Below are 23,156 nucleotides of genomic sequence, written 5' to 3' on the forward strand. Positions count from 1 at the left end.
CATCATGAAAAATCCACTGCATCTTTGTATTCAACCATTGTTCCTCATCGCTCTGTTCTTGCTCTGGATAACAGCTTGCGATAGTCAGGCTATTCAAAAAACTGACATTTCCAAGACATACTTAGGCATTTCTGAGTGTCGAGTCATTCAGCATGAACTAGGAGAAACTTGTGTTCCTCTTCAACCCCAGCGTGTGATTGTTACAGATGAAGGAGCCTTAGATGCAGTGCTAGGACTAGGTTTGCAGCCAATAGCAGCAGCAGAATCAAATCTTGCAGGTAGCAGAGGACAGCAGTTTGCAGGGAAGAAGATAGAACAGATAATTTCTATCGGCAAATCATCCCAAGTCAATATAGAAAGGATGGTACAGTTGCATCCAGATTTGATTCTGGGATTTTACTTCACTGCTGAGAATTACAAGCTATTTTCCCAGATAGCTCCCACAGTCAAACTGGAAGCAAAATACCTCAAAGATGGTTGGAAAGAATCTTTGCGGGAAATTGGCCAAATATTAGGCAGAACTGAAAATGCTGATGATGCGCTTGCACACTACCAACAACGGGTGAGAAAACTCCGAAAACTGATAAAAGAAAAACTGGGGACAATGGAGGTATCTGCGAGCCGTTTCTATGCAGGGCTGCATAATCCACAGTTTGATACTGTCTTCTCATTTTCTGGATGGATTTTAAAGGAGGTGGGGCTTTCTGCACCCAGACATCAACTTCAGGCTACCACCAGTCCAGATACATATTCTGTATTGGTCAGCTTAGAACGCGTAGACTTGCTGGATGCAGATGTTTTATTTGCAATGTTAGATCCCGGCGCTGAAGAAAACTTCAAAAAATATCAGAAAAGTCAACTGTGGCAATTACTCAAAGTAGCCAAAAATAACCAGGTGTACACAGTTGATTCTGGTTATTGGTATGGAGGCAATATCCTAGCAGCTAATGCTATTCTTGATGACTTATACAAATATCTACTGAAAGAAGCATGAAAATTTTTGACTGAAGAAAGGCAGCTATGCTGAGGAGAGCGAAGATTTTTGGGGGAGATGGACATTAATCATCCACGAACTGGACTGTTCTGGCTGCTTCTCTGGGCGCTATCATCGCTCTCACTCTACAACCGAGTAATATGTTTGTTATTATACTTTAACCAAAGTGATGAAAGAGCATTAATCACTATTTGTTGGCGGTAAAAGATAAATTGCCCCAGAAATTAAGGTGAGGAGGACAGAAACCCAAAAAGCAATGAGGGAGGGAACTTTCCAAACTTCTGGTAAAGGTGCAATTAAAAGAGCGATCGCAATAATTTGGCTAACGGTTTTGAGTTTACCCCAAATATTCGCTCCGGTAATTGTGGTTTGATTGACACGCCAACCAGCGATCGCTAACTCCCGTGCTAGTATCAAAAATACTCCCCAAGCTGGAATCTGTCCCAGTTCAATTAATACCAGTAATGGCGCAAGCACTAACAATTTATCGACTAGGGGGTCGAGAAATTTACCTAAGTCGCTAATTTGGTTGAGTTTCCGTGCTAAGTAACCATCTAACCAGTCAGTACCAGCTGCAACCAGGAAAATAGCTAAACACACCCACCTAGCTGTTGGTGTGGGGTTTGGTAAGCCGTAAAGTAGGAATGGCAAGCCTAAAAGGCGGGAAAAGGTAATCCAGTTGGGTAAAGTCATGGGATTTTAAATTAGGTGATAAGTAATAGGTGATAGAAAAATAATTACTGATTACCAATTAACATCTAATGGGAATCGAACAAGCAACACAAGATTTTTTGACAATTTTCCCGAATTTGATTTTAATTAACGAACACCGTGCAAGGCGATGTACACAGATAGATTATCAGTGTGTATCTGTGTACCCTGCACCGAAGCCGCGCAAACCGCGTCTACATCTGTGTTCGATTATCAAAACAGGATTTTTGCCATAGTTTTAATTCGCATTAGGCGTAATTACCAATTACTATTACCAATTGTTAAACCAAAATCACTATGACTGAACAAAGAAATTCTCAATCCAGAATAGAACGCGATTCAATGGGCGATCGCGAAATTTCCAGTAGTGTTTATTACGGCATTCAAACCGTACGTGCTACAGAAAACTTCCCAATTAGCGGTATTCGTCCTTTACCTACTTACGTAGATGCTTGTATTTTAATTAAAAAAGCTACTGCTATAGTGAATGGTGAACTGGGTTGTATTCCCCAAGACATCAGTCAGGCAATAGTCCAAGCTGCCGATGAAGTTTTAGCTGGCCAGTTCCGTGAGCAGTTTGTGGTAGATGTTTATCAAGCCGGTGCTGGTACTTCCCATCACATGAATGTTAATGAAGTATTAGCAAATCGGGCGTTAGAAATTCTTGGTGATCACAAAGGAAACTACAAGCGTGTCAGTCCCAATGATCACGTTAACTACGGACAGTCTACCAATGATGTGATTCCCACAGCAATTCGGATTGGTGGTTTATTGGCGTTGTCTAGAACACTGCACCCGGCTTTGGAGGGGGCTATAGCAACTTTAGAGGCAAAAGCAGCAGAGTTTCAAGATATCGTTCGTTCTGGTAGAACTCACATGCAAGATGCTGTGCCGGTGCGGTTGGGTGAAAATTTCCGTGCTTGGGCACACATTCTAACAGAACATCAAAACCGGATTTACACTGCTAGTGGGGATTTGATGGTACTGGGTTTGGGTGGTAGTGCAGCGGGTACGGGGTTGAACACCCATCCCCAATATCGCGCCCGTGTGGTAGCAACTCTGGCAGAACTGATTAATAGTCCACTACAACCTGCCCCTCATTTGATGGCGGCAATGCAGAGTATGGCACCATTTGTCAATGTTTCTGGTGCGTTACGTAACTTAGCGCAAGATTTAGTAAAAATCTCTCATGACTTGCGATTGATGGACTCTGGACCAAAAACTGGTTTAAAAGAAATTCAACTCCCACCAGTACAACCTGGTTCTTCAATTATGCCAGGCAAGTATAACCCCGTGATGGCAGAGATGACATCGATGGTGTGTTTTCAGGTGATGGGTTACGACAGTGCGATCGCACTGGCAGCCCAAGCAGGACAATTAGAATTGAATGTGATGATGCCACTGATTGCCTATAACTTGATTCACAGTATCGAAATTCTCGGTAATACTATTGCTGCACTCACACAACGCTGCATTCAAGGAATTACCGCCAACCGGGAACGTTGTTTGGCATATGCAGAAAGTAGTTTAGCTTTAGTAACAGCTTTAAATACTCACATTGGTTATTTGAATGCCGCAGCCGTGGCGAAAGAATCTTTGGAAACAGGCAAATCCCTACGACAAATTGTTTTGGAAAAAGGACTAATGAGTGAAGCAGAATTAGCTAAAGTTCTAAATCTGGAACAAATGAGCCAAATTTTACCCCTTGAATAGGAATTGTTAGTAGTTAGTAGTTAGTAGATAGTAGTTAGTAGTTGCTTGGTAATTAGCGATTAACCAATCCACCAACCACCAACCACCAACAAATATGCAAACACCAACCGTTAGTTTCATTCGAGCCAATTCTTACGAACCAGATGTTTTAAGAGATTCTTTGGCAACACTGCTAGAACCATTCGGAGGAATGGCAGCGTTTGTAAAACCAGGGAATCGCGTTTTACTTAAACCTAATTTGCTCACAGGCGCACGTCCTGGCAAAGAGTGTACCACGCGATCGCAATTAGTTTATGTAGTGGCACAGATGGTAATTGAAGCTGGCGGTAAACCATTTTTAGGTGATAGTCCTGCTTTTGGTAGCGCCAGGGGAGTTGCCATTGCTAATGGCTATCAACAGATTTTAGAAGAACTTAATCTTCCAATCATTGATTTTCATGGGATTCGTTACCAAACAGTTAGTCAAGAGTTTAACCATCTGCTACTCTGTAAAGAAGCGATGGAAGCAGATGTAGTCATCAATCTACCCAAAGTCAAATCTCATGTCCAATTAGTACTTACCTTGGGTGTAAAAAACTTGTTTGGCTGTGTTCCTGGCAAAATGAAAGCTTGGTGGCACATGGAAGCAGGAAAAGATGCCAACAGGTTCGGGGAAATGTTAGTAGAAACTGCTAGAACAATTAACCCGAATTTAACTATCTTAGACGGTGTTATCGGTCATGAAGGCAATGGCCCTAGTGGCGGTGAACCTCGTTGTCTGGGTATTTTAGGCGCATCACCAGATGTATTTGCTTTAGATCGAGCCATGGTAGAGATACTTAATGTCCCAGCCACAGAAGTACCTACTGTTGCTGCATCTATGCGTCTGGGAGTTTGTCCGAACCTCAACGCTATCCACTATCCTTATTTAGATCCTCAGTCACTACGGATAGATGATTGGCGATTACCAGACAAGTTCGTTCCCATTGATTTTGGTATGCCTCGCCTAATTAAGTCTACGTTCAAACACCTCTACATCAAGTTTATCAAAGAACCACTCAGCGCTTATGTTAGAGGATAACTACAGCAAGTGCAAACTCTGCTACAGCAATTTCAAAACTGGCACAGTAAGCTGAAAATACCCTCCGATTGCTTAACCAGACCGCCCTACTCTACTAGTGGCGGTTTTTTTAGTCTCATGTTTTCCCTGATCTAATTGCTAACAATCATGCTAATTTTTGCTTGAGATATATTAGCTTCTTGGGAATGAAATACTTACTTATCTACCTATTGATATATTGACAAAATTTAGTAGAAAGAATGTCTTTCTTCAATTTTCGATTATATTAAATTTTTCTTAAGTAAAATCACTGATTGAACTTACTAAATATTAAACATTATCCTAGTATAAATTTTGTGTAAATTGGTGGATTAAAGTGTTTGCTCTCGGAAACGCTTTTAACTCACTAGCAGTTACTAATCTCAAAAACTTAAATATATATCTAGTATTGATACGGTACTAATACAAGTAAATATAACAAACTAAAAATATCTAAAGTTAGATTTTTATCCTTTTGTAGGGCTATATTTCCCCAAAAATGTATTTTGAATTACATAAACTTACTTTAATAAAATTGATAAATGTACTTTTTATGCTATAATTTTGTTAAATCCCAACGCAAAAACGATATTGTTTAACAACCAAGTCAAGCAACAATAGTTACACAATTATGCAAATTTTTTATCATCTAAAATTAGTATCAAGTTTTTTATATACAGAAGATTAGCAAGGAGTCACTCAAACAAAAGCGGTGCTTGACGATTAAAAAAATTACGGTTAAAAAGTAGCTAAAATAGTAGTTAGACTCAGAGAAAAGAGTCTAAATGCAAAATCAGGTAATCAAACAAACTTTTTATGAATTCAAACAGCGAGTCTGCCAGTTCAACTAACATATCCTCCCATCGTTTGGCAGACATCATCGGAACTGTCATTGGTGTGCTAACCCTGATCTTACCTTTGTTAGTTATTGCTAATTACTCTTCCGCTAATATTCCCAATACTCAGCCATCTTTCACATACAACCTCAAACAGAAGTAGAAAATACTGGTAATGAATTAAAAAACAATTTTGAAAACTCAAGATATATAGCTACTAGATTAAGCTTAGATTAACCATAGATAATGTTTACCTTGTGAGCTACAGCTAGTAGTTTAGGTTACTGCAAAGAATCTGGACTATTGCTAAATAGTTCAGATTCTCGAATTTATAACTTGAATTAAATGATCAGATTTTGACTTTGCATAAAATAGAGATGGATTCTTGAACCACTTTAGACGCAAAGCTGCTTCCCGTAAGGGTAGATCGAAGTGCGCGTAGACGCGTAGCGGCTTCCGTAGGTAGAAGTTAGATTTTTTCGTTTACAACAAACAATTCAAAAACATCCTGCTTTCTCTTCAAAGCCCAGATTTTTAATATATTCAAGGCGATCGCCAAATCAAACAGAGTTACATTTACTAAATATCAGTTTTAAGTCCTCTTAGGTTTTCATTCCCTGAGAGGTTATTTATAAAGTAAATCTAAATCTAAAGGAGAGAAGAAAAGATTTACGGCAAAGATAAGATACTTCATACACAGTGTATTTACATAGTGGGACTTAAACAAAAATTAAGCCCAAATGTAGCCTAAACTAGCTTTATAACTCGACCGATAAATCAACTCCCTTTGCTACTTCAGAGATGCTGTAGCCCATGCTCACTCATGGGTGCTGCTGCTTTTAACAAAGGTTTGACGTTCCAAGTCTCGGTAGATTCGTGTTTCTTCAATGTTCAGTAAGAGCATGGTTTCTAAGTCTTCACGGCAAAACTTACAAAAACTTGTAAACGCCAATCTCCCGTGTGCTTACTCCTCCCTGTTCTCAATAGCAGCCAGCCGGACAGCTTCTACATCAACATTAAGTTGTTGAGCAATCTGTTCTATACTCATTCCTGTTTTTAGTAACAGGGGGACAGCTGCTTTCAATATTTTTTCTTCACCCTCGGCTTTCGCTTCCTGATAAACCCTCGTTTCCTCTAAAGTTAGTCCTAGCATCGCTTCCACTTCCTCTCTACTCAACGAAGAAAACTTATAAACAGCAATTGTCGTAATAATATCTATTATCTCGTTTTTCGGCAGTGTGCCAGTTGACTCTAATTGTACTCGCTCAATTAATAGACGCGCTTGCTCTGCCATCGAGTCATTTGATGCGATTGTCAACTGCATTAAATTGATGCCTATTGGCAGAGTATTAGGAGTACCTAACTCATCCAAATAAATGCGCTGCACTTGGTCGCTGTTTAAAAATACGCGATGAGTTCTTGTATCGCTTGGTTCTAAACTGCGTGATGGAAAAATTACCACACAGTACCAGTCATCGTAAAAAGACCGATTCCGGTTCAAATACATCATCGACTCAGTAAAGAAGCGATGATACAAACCTTCATCGCTCTGGAATTGAACTTCTGCAAAAAAGATAACTCTGGGTGTTGCACCCTCTGGAGGTAAAAATACCCCATCAATGCGAAAGGCGGTTTCTTTTACCTCAACTGACTCAAATCGATAGTTATGCGCCTGTTCAGGACGGTCATCAACGAGTTCAAAAATTAACGCAGGAAAGCGTTTAAATATTTGGTAATAAATGGAGTCGCGTTTCACTAAAACAACCGTAATTTTGCTGTTTATTCACTATTAATTTTATCGTTATTTTGTATAGCAAATTCATTGTTTACGTATATCACTATTATTGTTGTCGGTTAATCTTTATAAAATACAAATAAGTAAAACTTGATTTTTTATCTATATTAAAATTTTAAAGATTAAATTATGACTTCTGTTACTAATGTCTTACAACCTTTTATAGATATAGCTAACTTAATAAACACAATTTGGCTTTTTATCTTTCTTGCATTAGGAGTATCAGCAGCTTTTAACCGTCATACTTTTTTATTTTTGTTTGCTTTTCCTATTGCAACAATCCCACTTCGCAGTATCACTCATTTTATGCCAATAGCCTCCACACACATAAATAATTTGATTATATTTTTGGGTATAGGTTTTTGCATCGGCAAGGTAATCAAATGGATTTTTGGTTTTCAGCGTTGCTATTAATAGCCAGTTAGCCTTTGTGTTTACAGGTATACTCCTCAGCAACTTAGCTTTTTAGCCAATCAGCAATTAAGCATTAAAATAAGTCAGCTTATCGTTGAAATGATTGTAAATGTCCTTTGGGTTAAACCAGCTTTGCAAAACTTTTCATACAACCTCCATAATTGTCGGCAAATTGTATGATTCAACAGGATAGTTGGTGATGAACAGCTCCTTGCCTTTGTCTGCCTTCCCCTGTTTGTAGTTGTTCATCCCGTATTGCAACTCCCATTCATAAATGTAGGCAAAGGCAAAGTTACGCCGCACTTGTTCACAATTATCGTAAGTGATCAACCATTTATGTGAACATTCCGCCATCAGCTTGGCAAAGCGAGAATGGTCAAAACAGGTATGCAGATCACCTTTCTTACCATAGAGCTTAGATTGAGTCTTGCTGAGATAAGGTGGATCTAGAAAGATAAATACATCTTCCCCTGGTTCAGTAAGTAGGGTGCTGTAGTCGAAGTTAGTCACACGGGTATTAACAAAGCAACCATCCAAGGCTGCTAATCGCTCAATCGAAGAGTCTGTAAACCGACTTTTGAAAGAAGCACCAGAGTAACCACCACTCTCAATCGTTCCCGAAAAGGTAATCCGGTTAAGAACAAAGAACCGCACCGCACGATATAGTGGACTCATGGTACTTGTATCTGCGGCGGCGAGAGATTTAAACAAAGCACGTCCATCTGTTGTCTGTTTTTTTACTTTCCAGACCGACTCAACTAGCTCTGGTAGATTAGTTTTGACCATGAGCCAGAAGTAATACAGTTCTGGGTTGAGGTCATTAACCCAGCAAGGCATACTGGGGTACTTCTGTGAAACATGAAAAAATACAGAACCTCCGCCGACAAAAGGTTCGCGGAACTCCTTAAATTTAGAAGGTAGGTAGTGAGCAATTTGAGGAATTGCCTTTTGTTTACCGCCGGGATAACGTAATGGACTTTTAAGCATAAGGAATTATCGTAGCAGGAAGCGGATTTTTTAGTGCTTTAGTATCAAATTTCAAACTGGGAGAGTTTTTAATTTGGCTGGATGCGGTATGTAAGCGCATAGAAATTTCCCATCCATTATCAAAAATCAAATTTACATACTGTTTATCAGCCATTTGCTTAACGATGCCAGTCAGTTGTTCACTCGTCAGTGAAGCAGGAGTATAGCGACGGTCGGTATCGATTCCAGTATCGTCAGCAAGAGTATTAAAATCGCCCGTTTCTGGGATAGTATCACCGATTCCGGTATCGTTTTCAGTATCGATACCAGATGATTCTAAAACCTCAGAAGCCTTATCAGTCGGCTGGTATCGGTCGGTATCGCTTGGGTTTGGGTGCAGAGTTGGCGGTGGTGCATCTGATATTATCCAATTGTCATTAATCCACGCTCTCGCCTGATTTAAAAACTCATCCTGTGGCTTTTCTTGGGGTGGTACAGAATCAGCCAAAGCCGGGGAATCACTTCTTAATTCAGGGAAATATTTAAGCAGTGTCCGCGCCGGATCTGGTTGAAGAGAATGAGGATTAACCTCAGTTTTTAACCATTCTGGAATGATACCAATTTCACCCTGAGCGATCGCCTTATCAAAACTGTCTATTTCTGCCAGGAAGTACCGTCCAGTTGCCAACGAGATTGACTTGAGGGGAGACAGCTTCTTACAGGTGGCCTCACAGCCAATGAAAGTAGCCCCACTTTTGAACGTATCGCCAAAACCTGCGGTGTTTTTCGTCCCCACCCAAGAAGTCAGATTCTTACCGTGCAACACCACGAAAATCTGAGCGCCCTTCTTGCTGGCGCGAGTGAACAGGAAGCGAATGATCCATTGCTTCTGCTCATCGGTGAGATAGTCAGATAAAGCCACAGCTTCATCAATCACTAAAATGTGTAACTATTTTGGGTGGCGTTGTCCATCTCCCTTAAATATTGGTACAAATCGCTTTGCCTGCTTCTACGCCCGTTAAAAAATCGGTTAAGGTGCTGGTGTACTGCCGCAGCATCACAAACTCACTACGCTCTGTGGGTGCGATCGCTCAGCATTGGTACTCATCCCTGACACTTCATAACAATGAGTAGTTAAAGCCTTGTGATTGAGCAATAAATCAGCTTTCTTCCGTTGTCCAGCCAGAGGGCGAAAGTGATACTTTGGATGCTTGATTGTACCCGTTTTGTACAGGTATTGGTACAGGGTTCGGTCTATTTGATAGACCTTGGAATTGGTTAGTAGGGTTGAGTCATAGACTCTGCTTAAGTTATTCATGAAGCCACTCGCTTAAACTGAGAAGCCATGTTTGCTAGTCCGGTCTTATTCGGTTGAATTGCTGTTGGTGTTGATGGAGAATTCTGAGTTTTTGGAAGGGGTCTGTACACCAATACCACCGGAGAAAATCAGCTTTTCTACTGCTGCACTAAGAGACCATTTATAAAGTAAATCTTTAGACAACAAGACGGCGTAACATAATACGAGGCATAACAGCATATATGGCAGCTTCACTCATTTCTGGCAGATGCTCATAATCCTTACTGAGACGATGATACTGGTTTAACCAACCGAATGTTCTTTCTACTACCCAACGTTTCGGCAAAACCTTCCATTCCTGTTCAGTACGCCGTATTACCTCAACATGAGCTTGAATCATCAACCAGACACAAAGCGCAAATTTATCACCGTCATAACCGGAATCGACCCATAAAACTTCCACTTTTTCCAGTAATTCTGGGCGTTCTTCTAGTAACTCCATCAAAGCATAGGCAGCAAGTACTCTTTCTGAGGCATTTCCTTCACTAACAATGACTTTCAACAACAATCCCTGACTATCAACTATGGTTTGTCGCTTTCTTCTTTTTACCTTTTTAGCTCTATCAAAGCCGTACACATCCCACGCCAGTTGCTTCAAGTCGGCGAAGTCGCCCAACGCATTGGCTCCCTTTTTTCAGCCGTTTTTACCGACTGACTATCTGCGGCGATAGCACTTGGTTGTGTTGATTTACCCAGTTTTGCGCAAACTTGACCCCGCAGAGTATGGTTTAATTTTTCCCAAACTCCCTTGCGCTGCCACTTACGGTAGTAGCTGTATACTGTTGAACTTGGCGGGAAATCGCCTGGAAGCATATTCCATTGGCATCCCGTTTTCAAACGATAATAGATGGCATTGCATATTTCACGCATATCTGTTGTGCGTGGATGCCCACCAGGTTTCGCTGGTGGAATCAAGGGGGCTAGGATTTCCCACTCCATATCAGTTAAGTCTGTGGGGTAAGACTTTCGCTCCATGAACAACTATGTAAATACACTGTGTATGAAGTATCTTATCTTTGCCGTAAATCTTTTCTTCTCTCCTTTAGATTTACTTTATAAATAAGCATAAATAAGCTCTTACCTCGTCTTTGCTAAATGCTGTGATTTTGCTAAGCCTATTATCAGGCTACTAAATACTTTGAATGTGGCTGAATTCATTATATGTTTATTTTTCCAATAATGAGTCACTATTGGTTAAAACTATGCCATTAAAAATACACTTATTACTTGATAAACTTTACTTAACTTTAAATTTTGAATGATTGAGAAGTTAGGGAACAGAAATTTAGGATTAGACAGCAAACTTGTTCCATAGTATTTACTGTATTTAGTGGAAAAAAGATAACTTTCCTTTATATACAGGAGCATAACAGACATTGAGTGCCTATCATCCCTTACTTTCGGTAGATATCTACTCCTAGCTTTTGATATATAACGCAGACACGCAAAAACAGGTATCATTAGTAAATAGGTAAGTATTGACTAAACTAACTGCCTAGTATAGAAGGTGTAATTCATTATCACTTTCTAGTTTCATCATCATTAATCGATGATATGGCTTGTAATTGAGCTAACAAAGAAACTGCTTATTGTCTAGGCATTTTAAATACTTGCAAACAAATACCATCAAAAATTATACTTAAATAAAGTATTATTTTTGATGGATACGTTTGAAATTAGAGGTAAAAAACTTCTGAAAAAAAGTCAAAACAAAAAGCTCTGTTTTCATTTACAAAATCAACTGATATCATCACAAATAAAACGAGAATGATTGTATTTTATCTGTCTAAGTCAACGTAAAAATCCAGTTTGATAAACTTTCGAGAAGTGTTGTTGAGGAGGAAGTGTTCATGCGTAGTTTATCTGGTTGGTCGTTAACAAGTAGCGCATTAGTAGCTCTGGGAATATCGGCTACTACAGCTACTCCAATGATGATTTCCGCTCCTGTATTAGCTCAGGTTACAACCCCAACTCCAGCGCCTGCACCAGCTACAACAGCTCCTAGCTTTGCTGATGTGCCAGCAGATTATTGGGCACTACCATTTATTCAAGCCTTAGCTGCAAGAAATGTAATTGTTGGTTATCCGGATGGTACATACAAACCAGATCAACCTGTAACCCGTGCTGAACTGGCTGCTATGTTCCAGAAAGCTTTTATACTGAATCCAGTAAGACAGCTACCGCCGGAAGGCTTTAGAGATGTGCCTGCTAACTATTGGGCAGCACCTGCAATTAGAGCTGCCTACGAAGCTGGATTTTTGTCAGGTTATCCCAATAACTTGTTTGGACCGAATCAAACAGTTTCCAAAGCAGATGCAATTACTGCTGTAGCCAGCGGACTCAATCTAACTCCCAGTGGTTCTGTAGAACAAACTCTTGCTAACATCTATGTAGATGCTGGGCAGATCCCCTCTTATGCTGTTAATCAGGTGGCAGCAGCAACACAAGCTAATCTAGTCGTCAACTACCCTGATGTGAGAACGCTCAACCCACGGGGAGGTTTAACGCGGGCGGATGCAGCTGCACTTTTGTATCAAGCTTTAGTGAGACTTGGACAGGTGCAACCATTACCTAGCAATGTGGCAGCGGCGAATTATATTGTAGGTGGTACTCCTCAAACTACAGGTGATATTGTTTCTATAGCTGAGGCTAGTGGTAGTTTCAATACTCTGACTTCTTTGCTAAGGACAGCAGGTTTAGCAGATGCTCTGAGACAACCAGGTCCCTATACACTTTTTGCCCCAACAGACCAAGCATTTGCAGCTTTACCTCCAGATGTTCTACAGCAGTTACAGCAACCAGAAAACAGAGAAACCTTAATCAAAATTTTGAGATACCACGTAGTTGCTGGCGAATTACCTGCTGAAAAGCTGACATCTGGTGAAGTAAAAACTCTAGAAGATGCAGCAGTAAATGTAAAAGTTGATAATAGTCAGATTGCGGTTAATAATGCAAGCGTCGTTCAACCGAACGTCAAAGCTACCAACGGTGTTGTCCACGTCATCAACCAAGTTTTAATTCCACCAGAATTGGCACAGGGTGAGGAAACCGAAGATGAAGCTGCTGCTACAGTAAAAAGAAACTATATTGCCGTTGCTGGTAACATTGGTTTAGGTGGTAATACGGCTCTTGGCAGTGGTAACTTTGCAGTAACCAGCAAATTTGGTCTCACAAACAATTTCTCAGTAAGACCAGGGGCAGTTATTGGGGATGATACGGTGTTTCTAGTTCCTATCACCTATGACTTTGCTTTCCGACCCACTGATATAGGTGGAGGTGACGCTGTTATATCTCCTTATGTGGGTGCTGGTGTAGCTATTGGTACTGGCGATGACACTGATTTTGGTTTACTACTTACTGGTGGTGTAGATTATCCCTTATCTTCCCAGTTTATGGTAACAGGTGCTGTGAATGCTACTTTTGTAGATGATACAGATGTAGGGATTATGTTAGGAATCGGTTATAGATTCTAATTAATCATTGTCGAATTGCCGATGATTAAATAACCCTGCCCCAACTTCAATAGTAGGGGTGGGGTTTTACTTTTGATATCTTAAGATAAAACAATCAAAATTTGGGAATCTGCAAACAGGCGAGTTAGAAAACACCCTCACCGGGCATGCATAATGACTTAGTTTATGCTGTAGCGATTAGCCTAGATGGACAAACTCTGGTGAGTGGTAGTGCTGATAAGACAGTGAAGATTTGGAGAATACCTTAATGAAGGTTCAATTGGCTAATATAACGAGTTTACCCTTTACCCTTACGTAGTTGGTTTAGTGTATTTCGCCACCAAACTGCCTAGTAATGGTAAATCTATCGGTTTAGAAATATATTCATTGACTCCTGCTGCTAGACAAATTTCGCGATCGCCTTTCATTGCCATTGCGGTTTGCACAATTATAGGGATGCTTCGATACTGCTGATGTTCTCGCAATTGTTGTACTATTGCTAAACCATTCTCATTTGGTAATTTAATATCCAATAAAATTACTGCTGGCTTTTGCTTATCTAAGATTTTCCACATTTGCTCACTATTATTTGCCAAATTGACCTGATAACCTAATCTTTCCAAATAAACTTGCATTAATTGAGCATTGTGTGAGTCATCTTCTACCAACAAAAGATTTGTGTAATGGTTATTTATGGAGACTAATTGAGAAGGTCTAGATCTATCTTCACTTTTCCCATCTTCTCCTACTCCCCCCACTTCTCCTACTTCCCCTACTTCTTCTACTTCCCCACTCTCCCTTTCTTCCTGCCTGAAGGGTAGTACAATCGTAAAACGGGAACCACAACCTAGTTTTGATTCTACTTCTACACTACCACCGTGAAGTTCAGCGAGTTTTCGAGTTACTACCAATCCTAAACCAGTGCCTTCGTTTGGACTAACTACACTGTTAGAAATTTGAAAATAAGGTTGAAAAAGTTCTGCTTGATGTTTCTCAGAGATACCAGTACCAGTATCCCAAACTGTGAAATAAATCCAAGCATTGTTGGATTTAACTTGTAAACCAACAGTGCCATTAGTAGTGAATTTCAAGGCGTTAAACAATAAGTTCAGCAGCATCTGCTTGAGTCGCAAGGAATCAGCTAATAAGGTATTAACGTGAGGATCTAATTCTAGTGATAGCTTTAAACCTTTATTAGCAGCTTTTTCTTTCACTAGAATTAAAACATTGCGACACAATGTTTGTAAATCAACTTTTTCCCATTGCATTTCCAATTGATTGGCTTCAATTTTGGACAGATCCAAGATATCGTTAATCAAAGCCAATAAGTGCTTACTACTAGATTGAATAATGCTTAAGTACTCTTGATGACGTTCCTTAGAGGGATCGTAGCCTTGGGCTAATAGTAGGTGGGTAAAACCAGTAATTGAGCTCAGAGGAGTGCGGATTTCGTGACTGGTGTTTGCCAAAAATTGATTTTTAAGTTGATTCGTTCGTTCTAGTTCCTGATTGATTGTCTCTAACTGTTGGCAGTGTTGCTGCAAAGATTGTATTTTTCGGAATTGGGTGATGGTTGTAACACATTGCTGGGCGGCGCGTGTCAGCAGTTGTGATGTAATTTGCACACAAGTGTCTTTGAATGAATTGCCATCAGACTCTACAGGTGTTCTGATAATTATTAACCAGCCAATGACGCCATCAATATCAGTGGCTAACTGCCAAGCACTAGGCGGTTCTTGCTGTTCAAGCAACTGCAAATCATCAATTTCTATTTCTTCTGCTAATCTCAAACGAAGTTTTTTTTTCTTTTTCACCATCCCTTTTAGCACTAGTGATGGTAAATTTTGGGGTGGAGAAGCAGGAATAAAGCAAACTTTGCCAACAGTTTGTTGTGGTTCTACAAGTGCGATCGCCACCTTACTATTATTCAAAACGCTGCTTAACTCATTGACCACAGTTTGAAAAATTTCTGCTTCACCCGCCCCTGTTTGTTGATTGCTAGTGAGATTCACAAGGCAATCATTCAAGCGATTTTGCAACTGATTTAAGCTGCGTTCCAGCCACAACTCAGCCCGCAGTTGTTGGATAGTTGTCAAAACTGTTGGTGTTGCATCTACTTGTGAGTTTTGTTCTGGTAAGCTTGAATACTGCTGCATGGTCAACTAGACCGCTTAAGAAGTTTAGCTTTGCACAAAAGTGCAAATAGGATGCTATGTATATTAACGCACTCCTCTTTTTATATTTATAAACTAAAACTGGAAATGTCGAGTTTAAAAGCAATACAAAAGATTTTTGGATGAAATTTTTATATGAATGCACAACTAGTTCAATTAGTAGTCAATGGTATTTCAGTAGGAAGTATTATCGCTTTGGGCGCAGTTGGACTAACTCTTACCTATGGAATCTTACGGTTGTCTAATTTTGCTCACGGTGACTTTCTCACTCTCGGCGCTTATTTAACACTGCTTGTCAATTCCACTGGCATAAATATTTGGCTGTCAATGATACTAGCAGCAGTGGGGACTGTTGCTGCAATGCTGCTGTCAGAAAAATTACTGTGGTCAAGAATGCGTTCGATTCGGGCTACTTCCACTACCTTCATTATTATTTCCATTGGACTTGCTCTATTCCTTCGTAATGGCATTATCTTCTTTTGGGGTGGTAGTAACCAAAAATACAATGTACCAGTTGCACCAGCCTTGGACTTTTGGGGAATAAAGATACCTCAAGTCAAGCTGTTGGTGATTGTTTTAGCAATATTAGTCATTTTGCTTTTGCATTACCTCCTACAAAATACAAAAATCGGTAAAGCAATGCGAGCTGTTGCCGATGATATTGACTTAGCGCGAGTTTCTGGTATCAATGTTGACCAAGTTGTCTTGTGGACTTGGGTAATAGCAGGTAGTTTAACTTCGTTGGGCGGAAGTATGTTAGGGCTAAGTGAAGCTGTACGCCCCAATATGGGTTGGTTTTTAATACTACCTTTATTTGCCTCAGTAATTTTAGGTGGAATTGGTAATCCTTACGGTGCGATCGCCGCAGCTTTTATTATTGGCATTGTTCAAGAAGTCAGTACACCTCTGCTTGGTTCTCAGTATAAACAAGGCGTAGCTCTGTTAATTATGATTTTAGTGCTACTAATTCGCCCCAAGGGTTTATTTAAAGGCACAATTTGAATCTGGGAACGGGGATTGAGCAGACAAGGGGGACAAGAAGGACAAGGAAGAAATTTTTCTCCCTTGTCTCCCCCGTCTACCTTTTACTTCTGCCAGATCTCCATTCCCAGTTTCTGATTTAAATCAGAAGTTAACCCGCTTTACTATTCAATAATGTGGAAGTAATAGGCTGCCACAAGAAAGTTAATAGCTAACAAGAGCAAAGCCCAACCTGTACGAAATGTGTAGGGGGGTTTAGCTGTTGTTGATTTAGCTACGGGTAAATCTGCTGTAGTATCTGCTTTTGCCATAAAATGAACTCCTAACTTAAGGACTTCTTCAGAAATACCAAACAGATGTCCCAATTCGCCACTTTCGTTAAAAATATTTTCGTGATTTTGGGTAGCAAGTGGAAGGGAGGTGGGTAGATGGGGAACTCGGGGGGCCACTCCCCCAAGGGAGTGGGGATTAGGGGCAATGGGGAGAATGTGTAGACGCGCTCATAGGCTTAAGCTAAGGGTGGAGTGTGAGGATTAGTGAACAACAACTAACAACTAACAACTAACTATGAACACAATTGTTATTTTTGATATTGATGGTGTTGTGCGCGATGTGAGTGGTTCCTATCGTCGAGCGCTCGCAGATACTGTCGAGAATTTTACATTAGGAGCATATCGTCCTACACCAGTAGATATTGACCAGTTAAAGTCTGAAGGGATTTGGAATAATGATTGGGAGGCGTCCCAAGAGTTAATCTACCGCTATTTTGAAACTCAAGGACAGGCTCGCGAACAATTAGGATTGGACTACAAAAATATTGTTGCTTTTTTTCAAGCTCGTTACCGAGGTACAGATCCCGAAAATTTTACTGGGTATATTTGTGATGAACCTTTATTGTTAAGTCCTAGCTATCTCGAACAACTGACTTTAGCTGGTATTGCTTGGGGATTTTTCAGTGGTGCAACTCGTGCTTCTGCTAACTATGTTTTGCAAAGTCGTTTGGGTTTGCAATCTCCTGTGTTGATTGCGATGGAAGATGCTCCAGGAAAACCAGATCCAACGGGACTTTTCGCTACTGTTCGGTTGTTGCAACAGAATATCGATAAGTTGTCAATAATAGTGTATGTGGGAGATACAGTAGCTGATATGTATACAGTAGAGAAAGCGCGAAATCTCCAACCTGAAAAAACTTGGATTGGTGTAGGGGTATTACCACCGCATGTACAAGAAACGCCAGTGTGGCGTGATGCTTATGCCGAGACACTACGGCAAGCAGGAGCAGCTATAGTTTTGAATAATGTACAGGAATTAACACCAGCAAAGATTCAGGCAATTAGAACAGCTACAGCCAAGGGTGGTAATCTTGAGGATCTGCAGGCTGAGTTGTTTAGTGAAGAATGAGAGTTATTGTTTGCGATAGGAAAGAATCAAATAACGAATTAGCTTTAAACGACATCTCCACTCCCTGTCGGTCGTGGGGGTGCCGAGTTCCCCAAACTCCCATCACCTAACCCTCTGGGCGATCCTCAATTTTGCAGAACGAGAACGGGGATTGTTGACAATTTCTTCTTCATGTGGTGTGATTGGCTTTTTGGTCAAAACCTGCAACAAGGGTGAATTCCTCAGACCATGTTTAACCAAACGGTCTTCCAAGCTATGAAAACTGATAATCGCGATTCTGCCACCTGGGACAAGTGCTTGTGGTGCTTTATCCACAAAGGTTTCTAAAGACTTTAACTCGTCGTTAACAACAATTCGCAGTGCTTGGAAAACACGAGTAGCAGGATTAATTCTGCCATAACGATATTTGGGGGGGACACTGTAAGCGATCGCCTGTGCTAATTCTGTCGTAGTTTCAAAGGGACGCTGTTCCACAATGCGTTTAGCAATGCGTCGTGATAGTCTTTCTTCCCCGTACTTAAAAAAAATATCTGCTAATTCAGCTTCATCCCACTCATTAATCACATCTGCGGCTGTCAGAGACTGTTGCGTATTCATTCGCATATCCAAATTAGCTTCGTGGCGAAAGCTAAAACCTCTGTTTGCTGTATCCAGATGGTAAGAACTCACTCCCAAATCAGCGAGAATACCAGCAAAAGTACTAGGTGGAAATTCGTAAGCAGCAAAGTTAGTGTGGATGAATGTGACGCGTTCTCCAAACTCTGCTAATTCCTTTTGCGCCGCCGCTAAAGCATCCTCATCTTGATCAATAGCAGTGACTCGTACATCGGGCGCAGCTTCTAAAATTAAACGAGTGTGACCTCCACCCCCCACCGTTGCATCAAGATAGTGTCCCTCTGCGCTTACTGCTAAACCCTCAATTACTGCTTGAGGTAAAACAGGAATATGAGAAAAAGCTGATTTTTCAATATCTATATCTATTTGGTTCGGAGACATGAGAGTTCATGTTGACTGGACATAAAAATAGACAACTTTGATACAGTTATCAGTTATCTTGATCACTGTTAACTGTTCACTATTTACTGATTGAAACTACACTTTATGAATTTGGTGTGAGAAAACACTAGGATAGCTTATAGTAATCTTTTTGAATGCCTATGGATAGTTCTGTTAGTGTGAATCGGCTTGTCTACACCTATCTCAATATAATTAGATTAGTTGAATCCAAGGCAAACGCATGAATTCTCCAATCCTAAATTGTTGAATTTATGTGTATTAGTAGCAAATATATCTTCAAAAAGCCACCCGAAACCAAAAACGTCAAGTAAATTTTTAAGTAGGGGTTACTGGCTTCATCGTTCATAAACCGGAGAACACTGAAATCTATGGCAAGAATAGAAACCCGTACTGAACCAATGGTGCTGAACATGGGGCCTCATCACCCTTCAATGCACGGGGTTCTGCGGTTAATTGTCACTTTGGATGGCGAAGACGTTGTTGATTGTGAGCCGGTAATTGGCTATCTACACCGGGGAATGGAAAAAATTGCGGAAAACCGCACTAATATCCAGTATGTCCCCTACGTGAGTCGCTGGGACTATGCGGCGGGTATGTTCAACGAAGCCGTTACAGTCAACGCTCCAGAAAAGTTAGCAGGGATTACCGTCCCCAAACGCGCCAGCTACATCCGCGTCATCATGCTGGAGTTAAACCGCATCGCTAACCACTTATTATGGTTTGGCCCCTTCCTCGCTGACGTGGGCGCTCAAACTCCCTTTTTCTACCAGTTCCGCGAACGGGAAATGATTTATGACCTGTGGGAAGCTGCTACAGGTTATCGCATGGTCAACAACAACTACTTCCGCATCGGGGGAGTGGCGGTTGATTTACCCTACGGTTGGGTAGATAAGTGCCTAGACTTCTGCGATTACTTCTTACCCAAAGTAGATGAGTATGAGCGTTTAGTTACCAATAATCCTATTTTCCGTCGACGTGTAGAAGGTGTTGGTACTATTACCCGCGAAGAAGCAATTAACTGGGGACTTTCTGGCCCAATGTTACGCGCATCTGGTGTCAAGTGGGATTTGCGGAAAGTAGACCACTATGAATGCTACGATGATTTCGATTGGGAAGTACAGTGGGAAACAGCCGGAGATTGCTTAGCCCGTTACATGGTGCGGATGCGGGAGATGCGCGAATCCGTGAAAATTATTCGCCAGGCTATCAAAGGACTTCCAGGCGGGCCATACGAGAACTTAGAAGCGAAGCGGATGCAGGCGGGCAAAAAATCTGAGTGGGATGACTTTGATTATCAATACATTGCCAAAAAAGTTGCTCCTACCTTTAAGATTCCTAAAGGCGAAATTTACTCCCGTGTCGAAAGCGGTAAAGGTGAATTAGGAATTTATTTGATTGGTGATGATAACGTCTTCCCTTGGCGGTGGAAGATTCGCCCAGCAGATTATAACAATCTGCAAATTCTCCCTCATTTGCTGCGGGGCGTGAAAGTAGCAGATATTGTGGTGATTCTGGGCAGTATCGACGTAATTATGGGTTCTGTGGACCGTTAGTTAGTTATAAATTTGGAATTTGGAATTCGGAAGTCGGAGTTAAGTTTAATTCCGAATTCCGGTTTTATTTTTGCAGTGGGTTTTGGAATTGAACCGCAGAGGATGCAGAGAGAGAATTGGAAGAAGTGCGATCGCCTTAGTTCTTCTTGTACCAGGCGACTATAAATCCCAGCTACACATACAAAACTCATTTACGTAGTTTTTGTTATCGTGTCGCAGTCCACATAGTGTATCAAAAAGGCTCAAGCAGGAATGCTTGAGCCACTACTAAATGCAATTAATTTCATAGACCTCTTGCATGAATTCTACACCCCCTCAATCTCGCCGTGAACGGGGAGGGTTAGGGTGGGGTTCAAAAGATTTGTGCAACAGGTCTACTGAACTCGGTTAGCTTCAACAGCTAAATGTGTATCAAGATTTAGGATTAGTAGCGGTTACGGAAGTTACTTCCTCTATTGCCACTAAAGGAACCTCTATTTTCTCTGGGTTTGGCTTTATTCACTTTGAGGTCGCGTCCCATCCACTCAGCACCATCAAGAGCTTCAATGGCAGCAGATTCCTCAGCTTCTGTACCCATTTCTACGAAACCAAAACCACGCAAGCGGCCTGTCTCACGGTCAGTAGGTAGCTGAACCCGCTTTACAGTACCATATTCTGCAAAGACAGCATTTAGACTATCTTCTGTGACATCGTAAGAAAGATTGCCTACATAAATTGACATAAATTCTCTCCAAAATCATTCGGTATGTAGAGATGAACGATTTCGGAGAAAAGTCTGTCAATACCAAAAGGAACAAACCTATCAATACTAAAAACAAACACGGTCGCCGAATGAACTCTCACCCCAACTAGCATGACATAGCAACCAAAATATTGGCAGCGAAGTTTGAAAAACTGTTATAAAAAGTTATGTTAACAATTAATAACTAAGTATAAGTATAAGTTTGATTAATAAATAAATTGAATTAGGATGATACACAACTGTTGATTTATAACATTCTAATTAAATCAGCAAAGCCATAGAAACTAACAATTAATAATAATAATGCTGTCAATTGGGTAACTCGCGTCTGAGGAGAAGGGGCGATCGCTTCTCGGACTAAGATAGAAATTGATGCACCAATCACAAAACTTAAACCCAATACCATATAAGGAATTTCTGTAGGTACAAGACTAGAAATTGTCAGCATGGCAATTGCTAGCGTTAACATTAACAGTTCTACAAACCGGGGTGGGTTGTATTGACTAGATAAAATTAAGGTGTTTAACCAAAAGCGCCAGCTTCTCATCACAAATCCACCATCTTTGACATTTTTGTTCTTTGTTGATGGTTGGTTGTTGTTTGTTACAAGCCGACAACAAACAACCAACAACAAACAACTAGCAACTATGAATTAACGAACACCTGTTTTCAATTGACCAGTACCATTTGTTTGTGCGGTGTCTTCTGAGAGTTCTACACCAAAGACACGCGCAAAGGCTTTATCAACTTTGTAACCAGAATCAATCGATTCTAAGGGATCTTTCCTAAGTCTGTGACGCAAACATAGTACAATCACACGATGGATATCATCAACAGTCACATCGGTACGCCCTTCAAAAGCTGTTAAAGCTTTGGCAGCACGGTTGGTAACAATATCACCCCGTAAACCATCGACATCAAGTTCAGAACATACTTCCGAAATTTTCACCCGCAAGTCGTAGTCAATATTAACTGAGGGCAAAAGTTCTTGGGCTTTGATAATGCGCTGTTGTAAATCCTGTTGCTGGGATTTATACTTTTCCACAAAAGCAAGGGGATTTTGGTCAAATTCAGACCGTTGTTCTACAATTTGCACCCTAAGCACCGGTTCTTTGACAGTATGAATTTCGGCGTGCATACCGAAGCGATCGAGTAACTGGGGGCGCAGTTCACCTTCTTCTGGATTACCGGAACCCACCAGAACAAAACGGGCCGGGTGGCGAATAGAAATACCTTCGCGTTCTACTGTGTTCCAGCCGCTTGCAGCAGAGTCCAGCAGCACATCGACCAGGTGATCGTCAAGCAAGTTTACCTCATCCACATAAAGAATGCCCCGGTTGGCTTTTGCTAAAAGTCCTGGTTCAAAGGCTTTTACACCTTCAGATAGAGCTTTTTCAATGTCGATGGTGCCACAAACTCGGTCTTCTGTCGCGCCCAGTGGCAAATCTACCATTTGAACTTTTTTTTGGATAACGGGAATATCCTCACCACTTTCTAATTTTTGGCGAATTTCATCACTCATCAAATCAGGATCACTGGGGTGGCTATTGAAGGGATCATTCGCAACCACGGGAATTTCTGGCAGCAAGTCAGCCAGCGCCCGAATAGTTGTGGATTTGCCTGTACCGCGATCGCCCATAATCATCACACCACCAATTTTCGGGTCAATCACGTTCAATATCAGAGCCAGTTTCATTTCTTCCTGGCCTACAATTGCCGTAAACGGAAATACCACACGACGCGCAACAGCTGTTGGACTCACTAAACTACCTTTATCAATATTGTTATTTATTACCGTTTTTTATTGTGCCATAGATGGGGAGTGTGAGGAGTGAGGAGGTGGGGAACTCGGGCCCCCTGGTGGGGATTAGGGGCAATGGGGAGGTGGGGTGGTGAGGAGTAGTAAACAACTACTAACCACTAACCACTGTAGGCCGCGTGCATTTGTGCCAAGATATTTAGTTTTCAGCAA

20 protein-coding genes and 1 pseudogene are annotated in these 23,156 nt (G+C 41.0%); 9 read left to right on the forward strand and 12 right to left on the reverse strand.

The annotated features are described in order from the left end of the window. Window positions 1–4 precede the first annotated feature (4 nt). Complete coding sequence (locus NIES592_RS07390; RefSeq protein ID WP_178379495.1) at window positions 5–994, forward strand: iron-siderophore ABC transporter substrate-binding protein; 990 nt, start codon at window positions 5–7, stop codon at window positions 992–994. 180 nt (window positions 995–1,174) lie between these two features. Here NIES592_RS07390 and pgsA read toward each other — a convergent pair whose 3' ends face one another. Next, the gene (gene pgsA / locus NIES592_RS07395) at window positions 1,175–1,687 is read right to left on the reverse strand and encodes a CDP-diacylglycerol--glycerol-3-phosphate 3-phosphatidyltransferase (protein WP_062246078.1); all 513 of its coding nucleotides are present in this window, start codon (window positions 1,685–1,687) and stop codon (window positions 1,175–1,177) included. A gap of 315 nt (window positions 1,688–2,002) precedes the next feature. Here pgsA and NIES592_RS07400 point away from each other — a divergent pair, with 315 nt between their 5' ends. From NIES592_RS07400 to NIES592_RS07410, 3 genes are all read left to right on the forward strand, one after another. Continuing rightward, entirely contained in the window at window positions 2,003–3,418 is a 1,416-nt protein-coding gene (locus tag NIES592_RS07400) for an aspartate ammonia-lyase (protein WP_062246076.1), read from the forward strand. A 94-nt stretch (window positions 3,419–3,512) separates the two neighbouring features. After that, a complete protein-coding gene (locus NIES592_RS07405) occupies window positions 3,513–4,478 on the forward strand; it encodes a DUF362 domain-containing protein (protein ID WP_073555344.1) in 966 nt (321 codons plus the stop codon). Window positions 4,479–5,312: 834 nt separating this feature from the next. After that, entirely contained in the window at window positions 5,313–5,495 is a 183-nt protein-coding gene (locus tag NIES592_RS07410) for a hypothetical protein (RefSeq protein WP_071588136.1), read from the forward strand. An 801-nt stretch (window positions 5,496–6,296) separates the two neighbouring features. Here NIES592_RS07410 and NIES592_RS07415 read toward each other — a convergent pair. The 5 genes and pseudogenes from NIES592_RS07415 to NIES592_RS24055 all read right to left on the reverse strand — a co-directional run bounded on the left by NIES592_RS07415 (window position 6,297) and on the right by NIES592_RS24055 (window position 10,839). Then, window positions 6,297–7,088 carry an Rpn family recombination-promoting nuclease/putative transposase gene (locus tag NIES592_RS07415; RefSeq protein ID WP_073555345.1) on the reverse strand — a complete coding sequence of 264 codons (792 nt, stop codon included), beginning with the start codon at window positions 7,086–7,088 and terminating at the stop codon, window positions 6,297–6,299. 597 nt (window positions 7,089–7,685) lie between these two features. Beyond that, window positions 7,686–8,528, reverse strand: coding sequence for a DNA adenine methylase (locus NIES592_RS07425; protein WP_073555347.1), 843 nt, complete (start codon window positions 8,526–8,528; stop codon window positions 7,686–7,688). Continuing rightward, on the reverse strand, window positions 8,521–9,444 hold the full coding sequence (locus NIES592_RS07430) for a HaeIII family restriction endonuclease (RefSeq protein WP_073555348.1): 924 nt from the start codon (window positions 9,442–9,444) through the stop codon (window positions 8,521–8,523). The genes NIES592_RS07425 and NIES592_RS07430 overlap by 8 nt, the downstream gene beginning before the upstream one ends. A gap of 120 nt (window positions 9,445–9,564) precedes the next feature. Then, window positions 9,565–9,825, reverse strand: coding sequence for a hypothetical protein (locus tag NIES592_RS07435; RefSeq protein WP_073555349.1), 261 nt, complete (start codon window positions 9,823–9,825; stop codon window positions 9,565–9,567). 175 nt (window positions 9,826–10,000) lie between these two features. After that, a pseudogene (locus tag NIES592_RS24055) lies at window positions 10,001–10,839 on the reverse strand (IS5 family transposase). Between the two features lie 875 nt (window positions 10,840–11,714). Between NIES592_RS24055 and NIES592_RS07450 the strand changes: the two are divergent. Continuing rightward, complete coding sequence (locus tag NIES592_RS07450) at window positions 11,715–13,337, forward strand: fasciclin domain-containing protein (protein WP_073555351.1); 1,623 nt, start codon at window positions 11,715–11,717, stop codon at window positions 13,335–13,337. A gap of 146 nt (window positions 13,338–13,483) precedes the next feature. Continuing rightward, complete coding sequence (locus tag NIES592_RS25735) at window positions 13,484–13,585, forward strand: hypothetical protein (RefSeq protein ID WP_073555352.1); 102 nt, start codon at window positions 13,484–13,486, stop codon at window positions 13,583–13,585. A gap of 42 nt (window positions 13,586–13,627) precedes the next feature. Here the strand turns inward: NIES592_RS25735 and hrmK are convergent, their stop codons facing one another. Then, window positions 13,628–15,472: a hybrid histidine kinase/response regulator HrmK gene (gene hrmK / locus NIES592_RS07460; protein ID WP_073555353.1), complete on the reverse strand. Its 1,845-nt coding sequence runs from the start codon at window positions 15,470–15,472 to the stop codon at window positions 13,628–13,630. 153 nt (window positions 15,473–15,625) lie between these two features. On the opposite strand from hrmK, the gene NIES592_RS07465 reads away from it, so the two are divergent. Beyond that, on the forward strand, window positions 15,626–16,492 hold the full coding sequence (locus NIES592_RS07465; RefSeq protein ID WP_062246057.1) for a branched-chain amino acid ABC transporter permease: 867 nt from the start codon (window positions 15,626–15,628) through the stop codon (window positions 16,490–16,492). Between the two features lie 143 nt (window positions 16,493–16,635). On the opposite strand, the gene NIES592_RS07470 is transcribed toward NIES592_RS07465, so the two are convergent. Then, on the reverse strand, window positions 16,636–16,782 hold the full coding sequence (locus NIES592_RS07470) for a photosystem I protein PsaX (RefSeq protein ID WP_026086226.1): 147 nt from the start codon (window positions 16,780–16,782) through the stop codon (window positions 16,636–16,638). 256 nt (window positions 16,783–17,038) lie between these two features. Here NIES592_RS07470 and NIES592_RS07475 point away from each other — a divergent pair, with 256 nt between their 5' ends. Beyond that, a complete protein-coding gene (locus NIES592_RS07475; RefSeq protein WP_062246055.1) occupies window positions 17,039–17,872 on the forward strand; it encodes a TIGR01548 family HAD-type hydrolase in 834 nt (277 codons plus the stop codon). Between the two features lie 102 nt (window positions 17,873–17,974). Here the strand turns inward: NIES592_RS07475 and rsmH are convergent, their stop codons facing one another. Continuing rightward, window positions 17,975–18,868 (reverse strand): 16S rRNA (cytosine(1402)-N(4))-methyltransferase RsmH, encoded by an 894-nt coding sequence (gene rsmH, locus NIES592_RS07480; protein WP_073555354.1) that lies wholly within the window; start codon window positions 18,866–18,868, stop codon window positions 17,975–17,977. Between the two features lie 389 nt (window positions 18,869–19,257). Between rsmH and NIES592_RS07485 the strand changes: the two genes are divergently transcribed. Next, window positions 19,258–20,442, forward strand: coding sequence for an NAD(P)H-quinone oxidoreductase subunit H (locus NIES592_RS07485; protein WP_009456318.1), 1,185 nt, complete (start codon window positions 19,258–19,260; stop codon window positions 20,440–20,442). 424 nt (window positions 20,443–20,866) lie between these two features. On the opposite strand, the gene NIES592_RS07490 is transcribed toward NIES592_RS07485, so the two are convergent. The 3 genes from NIES592_RS07490 to bchI all read right to left on the reverse strand — a co-directional run bounded on the left by NIES592_RS07490 (window position 20,867) and on the right by bchI (window position 22,946). Beyond that, window positions 20,867–21,163: an RNA recognition motif domain-containing protein gene (locus NIES592_RS07490; RefSeq protein ID WP_009456319.1), complete on the reverse strand. Its 297-nt coding sequence runs from the start codon at window positions 21,161–21,163 to the stop codon at window positions 20,867–20,869. A gap of 268 nt (window positions 21,164–21,431) precedes the next feature. Then, complete coding sequence (locus tag NIES592_RS07495) at window positions 21,432–21,731, reverse strand: hypothetical protein (RefSeq protein ID WP_009456320.1); 300 nt, start codon at window positions 21,729–21,731, stop codon at window positions 21,432–21,434. A gap of 105 nt (window positions 21,732–21,836) precedes the next feature. Continuing rightward, the gene (gene bchI / locus NIES592_RS07500) at window positions 21,837–22,946 is read right to left on the reverse strand and encodes a magnesium chelatase ATPase subunit I (protein ID WP_009456321.1); all 1,110 of its coding nucleotides are present in this window, start codon (window positions 22,944–22,946) and stop codon (window positions 21,837–21,839) included. Window positions 22,947–23,156 lie beyond the last annotated feature (210 nt).

It is taken from the genome of Fischerella major NIES-592 (assembly GCF_001904645.1).
Taxonomy (GTDB): Bacteria; Cyanobacteriota; Cyanobacteriia; order Cyanobacteriales; family Nostocaceae; genus Fischerella; species Fischerella thermalis.

Coding starts and splice junctions, on each gene's coding strand:
- NIES592_RS07390 (WP_178379495.1), top strand. CDS start 5: ATGAAAAATCCACTGCATCTTTGTATTCAACCATTGTTCCTCATCGCT.
- pgsA (WP_062246078.1), bottom strand. CDS start 1,687: ATGACTTTACCCAACTGGATTACCTTTTCCCGCCTTTTAGGCTTGCCA.
- NIES592_RS07400 (WP_062246076.1), top strand. CDS start 2,003: ATGACTGAACAAAGAAATTCTCAATCCAGAATAGAACGCGATTCAATG.
- NIES592_RS07405 (WP_073555344.1), top strand. CDS start 3,513: ATGCAAACACCAACCGTTAGTTTCATTCGAGCCAATTCTTACGAACCA.
- NIES592_RS07410 (WP_071588136.1), top strand. CDS start 5,313: ATGAATTCAAACAGCGAGTCTGCCAGTTCAACTAACATATCCTCCCAT.
- NIES592_RS07425 (WP_073555347.1), bottom strand. CDS start 8,528: ATGCTTAAAAGTCCATTACGTTATCCCGGCGGTAAACAAAAGGCAATT.
- NIES592_RS07435 (WP_073555349.1), bottom strand. CDS start 9,825: ATGAATAACTTAAGCAGAGTCTATGACTCAACCCTACTAACCAATTCC.
- NIES592_RS07450 (WP_073555351.1), top strand. CDS start 11,715: ATGCGTAGTTTATCTGGTTGGTCGTTAACAAGTAGCGCATTAGTAGCT.
- NIES592_RS25735 (WP_073555352.1), top strand. CDS start 13,484: ATGCATAATGACTTAGTTTATGCTGTAGCGATTAGCCTAGATGGACAA.
- hrmK (WP_073555353.1), bottom strand. CDS start 15,472: ATGCAGCAGTATTCAAGCTTACCAGAACAAAACTCACAAGTAGATGCA.
- NIES592_RS07465 (WP_062246057.1), top strand. CDS start 15,626: ATGAATGCACAACTAGTTCAATTAGTAGTCAATGGTATTTCAGTAGGA.
- NIES592_RS07470 (WP_026086226.1), bottom strand. CDS start 16,782: ATGGCAAAAGCAGATACTACAGCAGATTTACCCGTAGCTAAATCAACA.
- NIES592_RS07475 (WP_062246055.1), top strand. CDS start 17,039: ATGAACACAATTGTTATTTTTGATATTGATGGTGTTGTGCGCGATGTG.
- rsmH (WP_073555354.1), bottom strand. CDS start 18,868: ATGTCTCCGAACCAAATAGATATAGATATTGAAAAATCAGCTTTTTCT.
- NIES592_RS07485 (WP_009456318.1), top strand. CDS start 19,258: ATGGCAAGAATAGAAACCCGTACTGAACCAATGGTGCTGAACATGGGG.
- NIES592_RS07490 (WP_009456319.1), bottom strand. CDS start 21,163: ATGTCAATTTATGTAGGCAATCTTTCTTACGATGTCACAGAAGATAGT.
- NIES592_RS07495 (WP_009456320.1), bottom strand. CDS start 21,731: ATGAGAAGCTGGCGCTTTTGGTTAAACACCTTAATTTTATCTAGTCAA.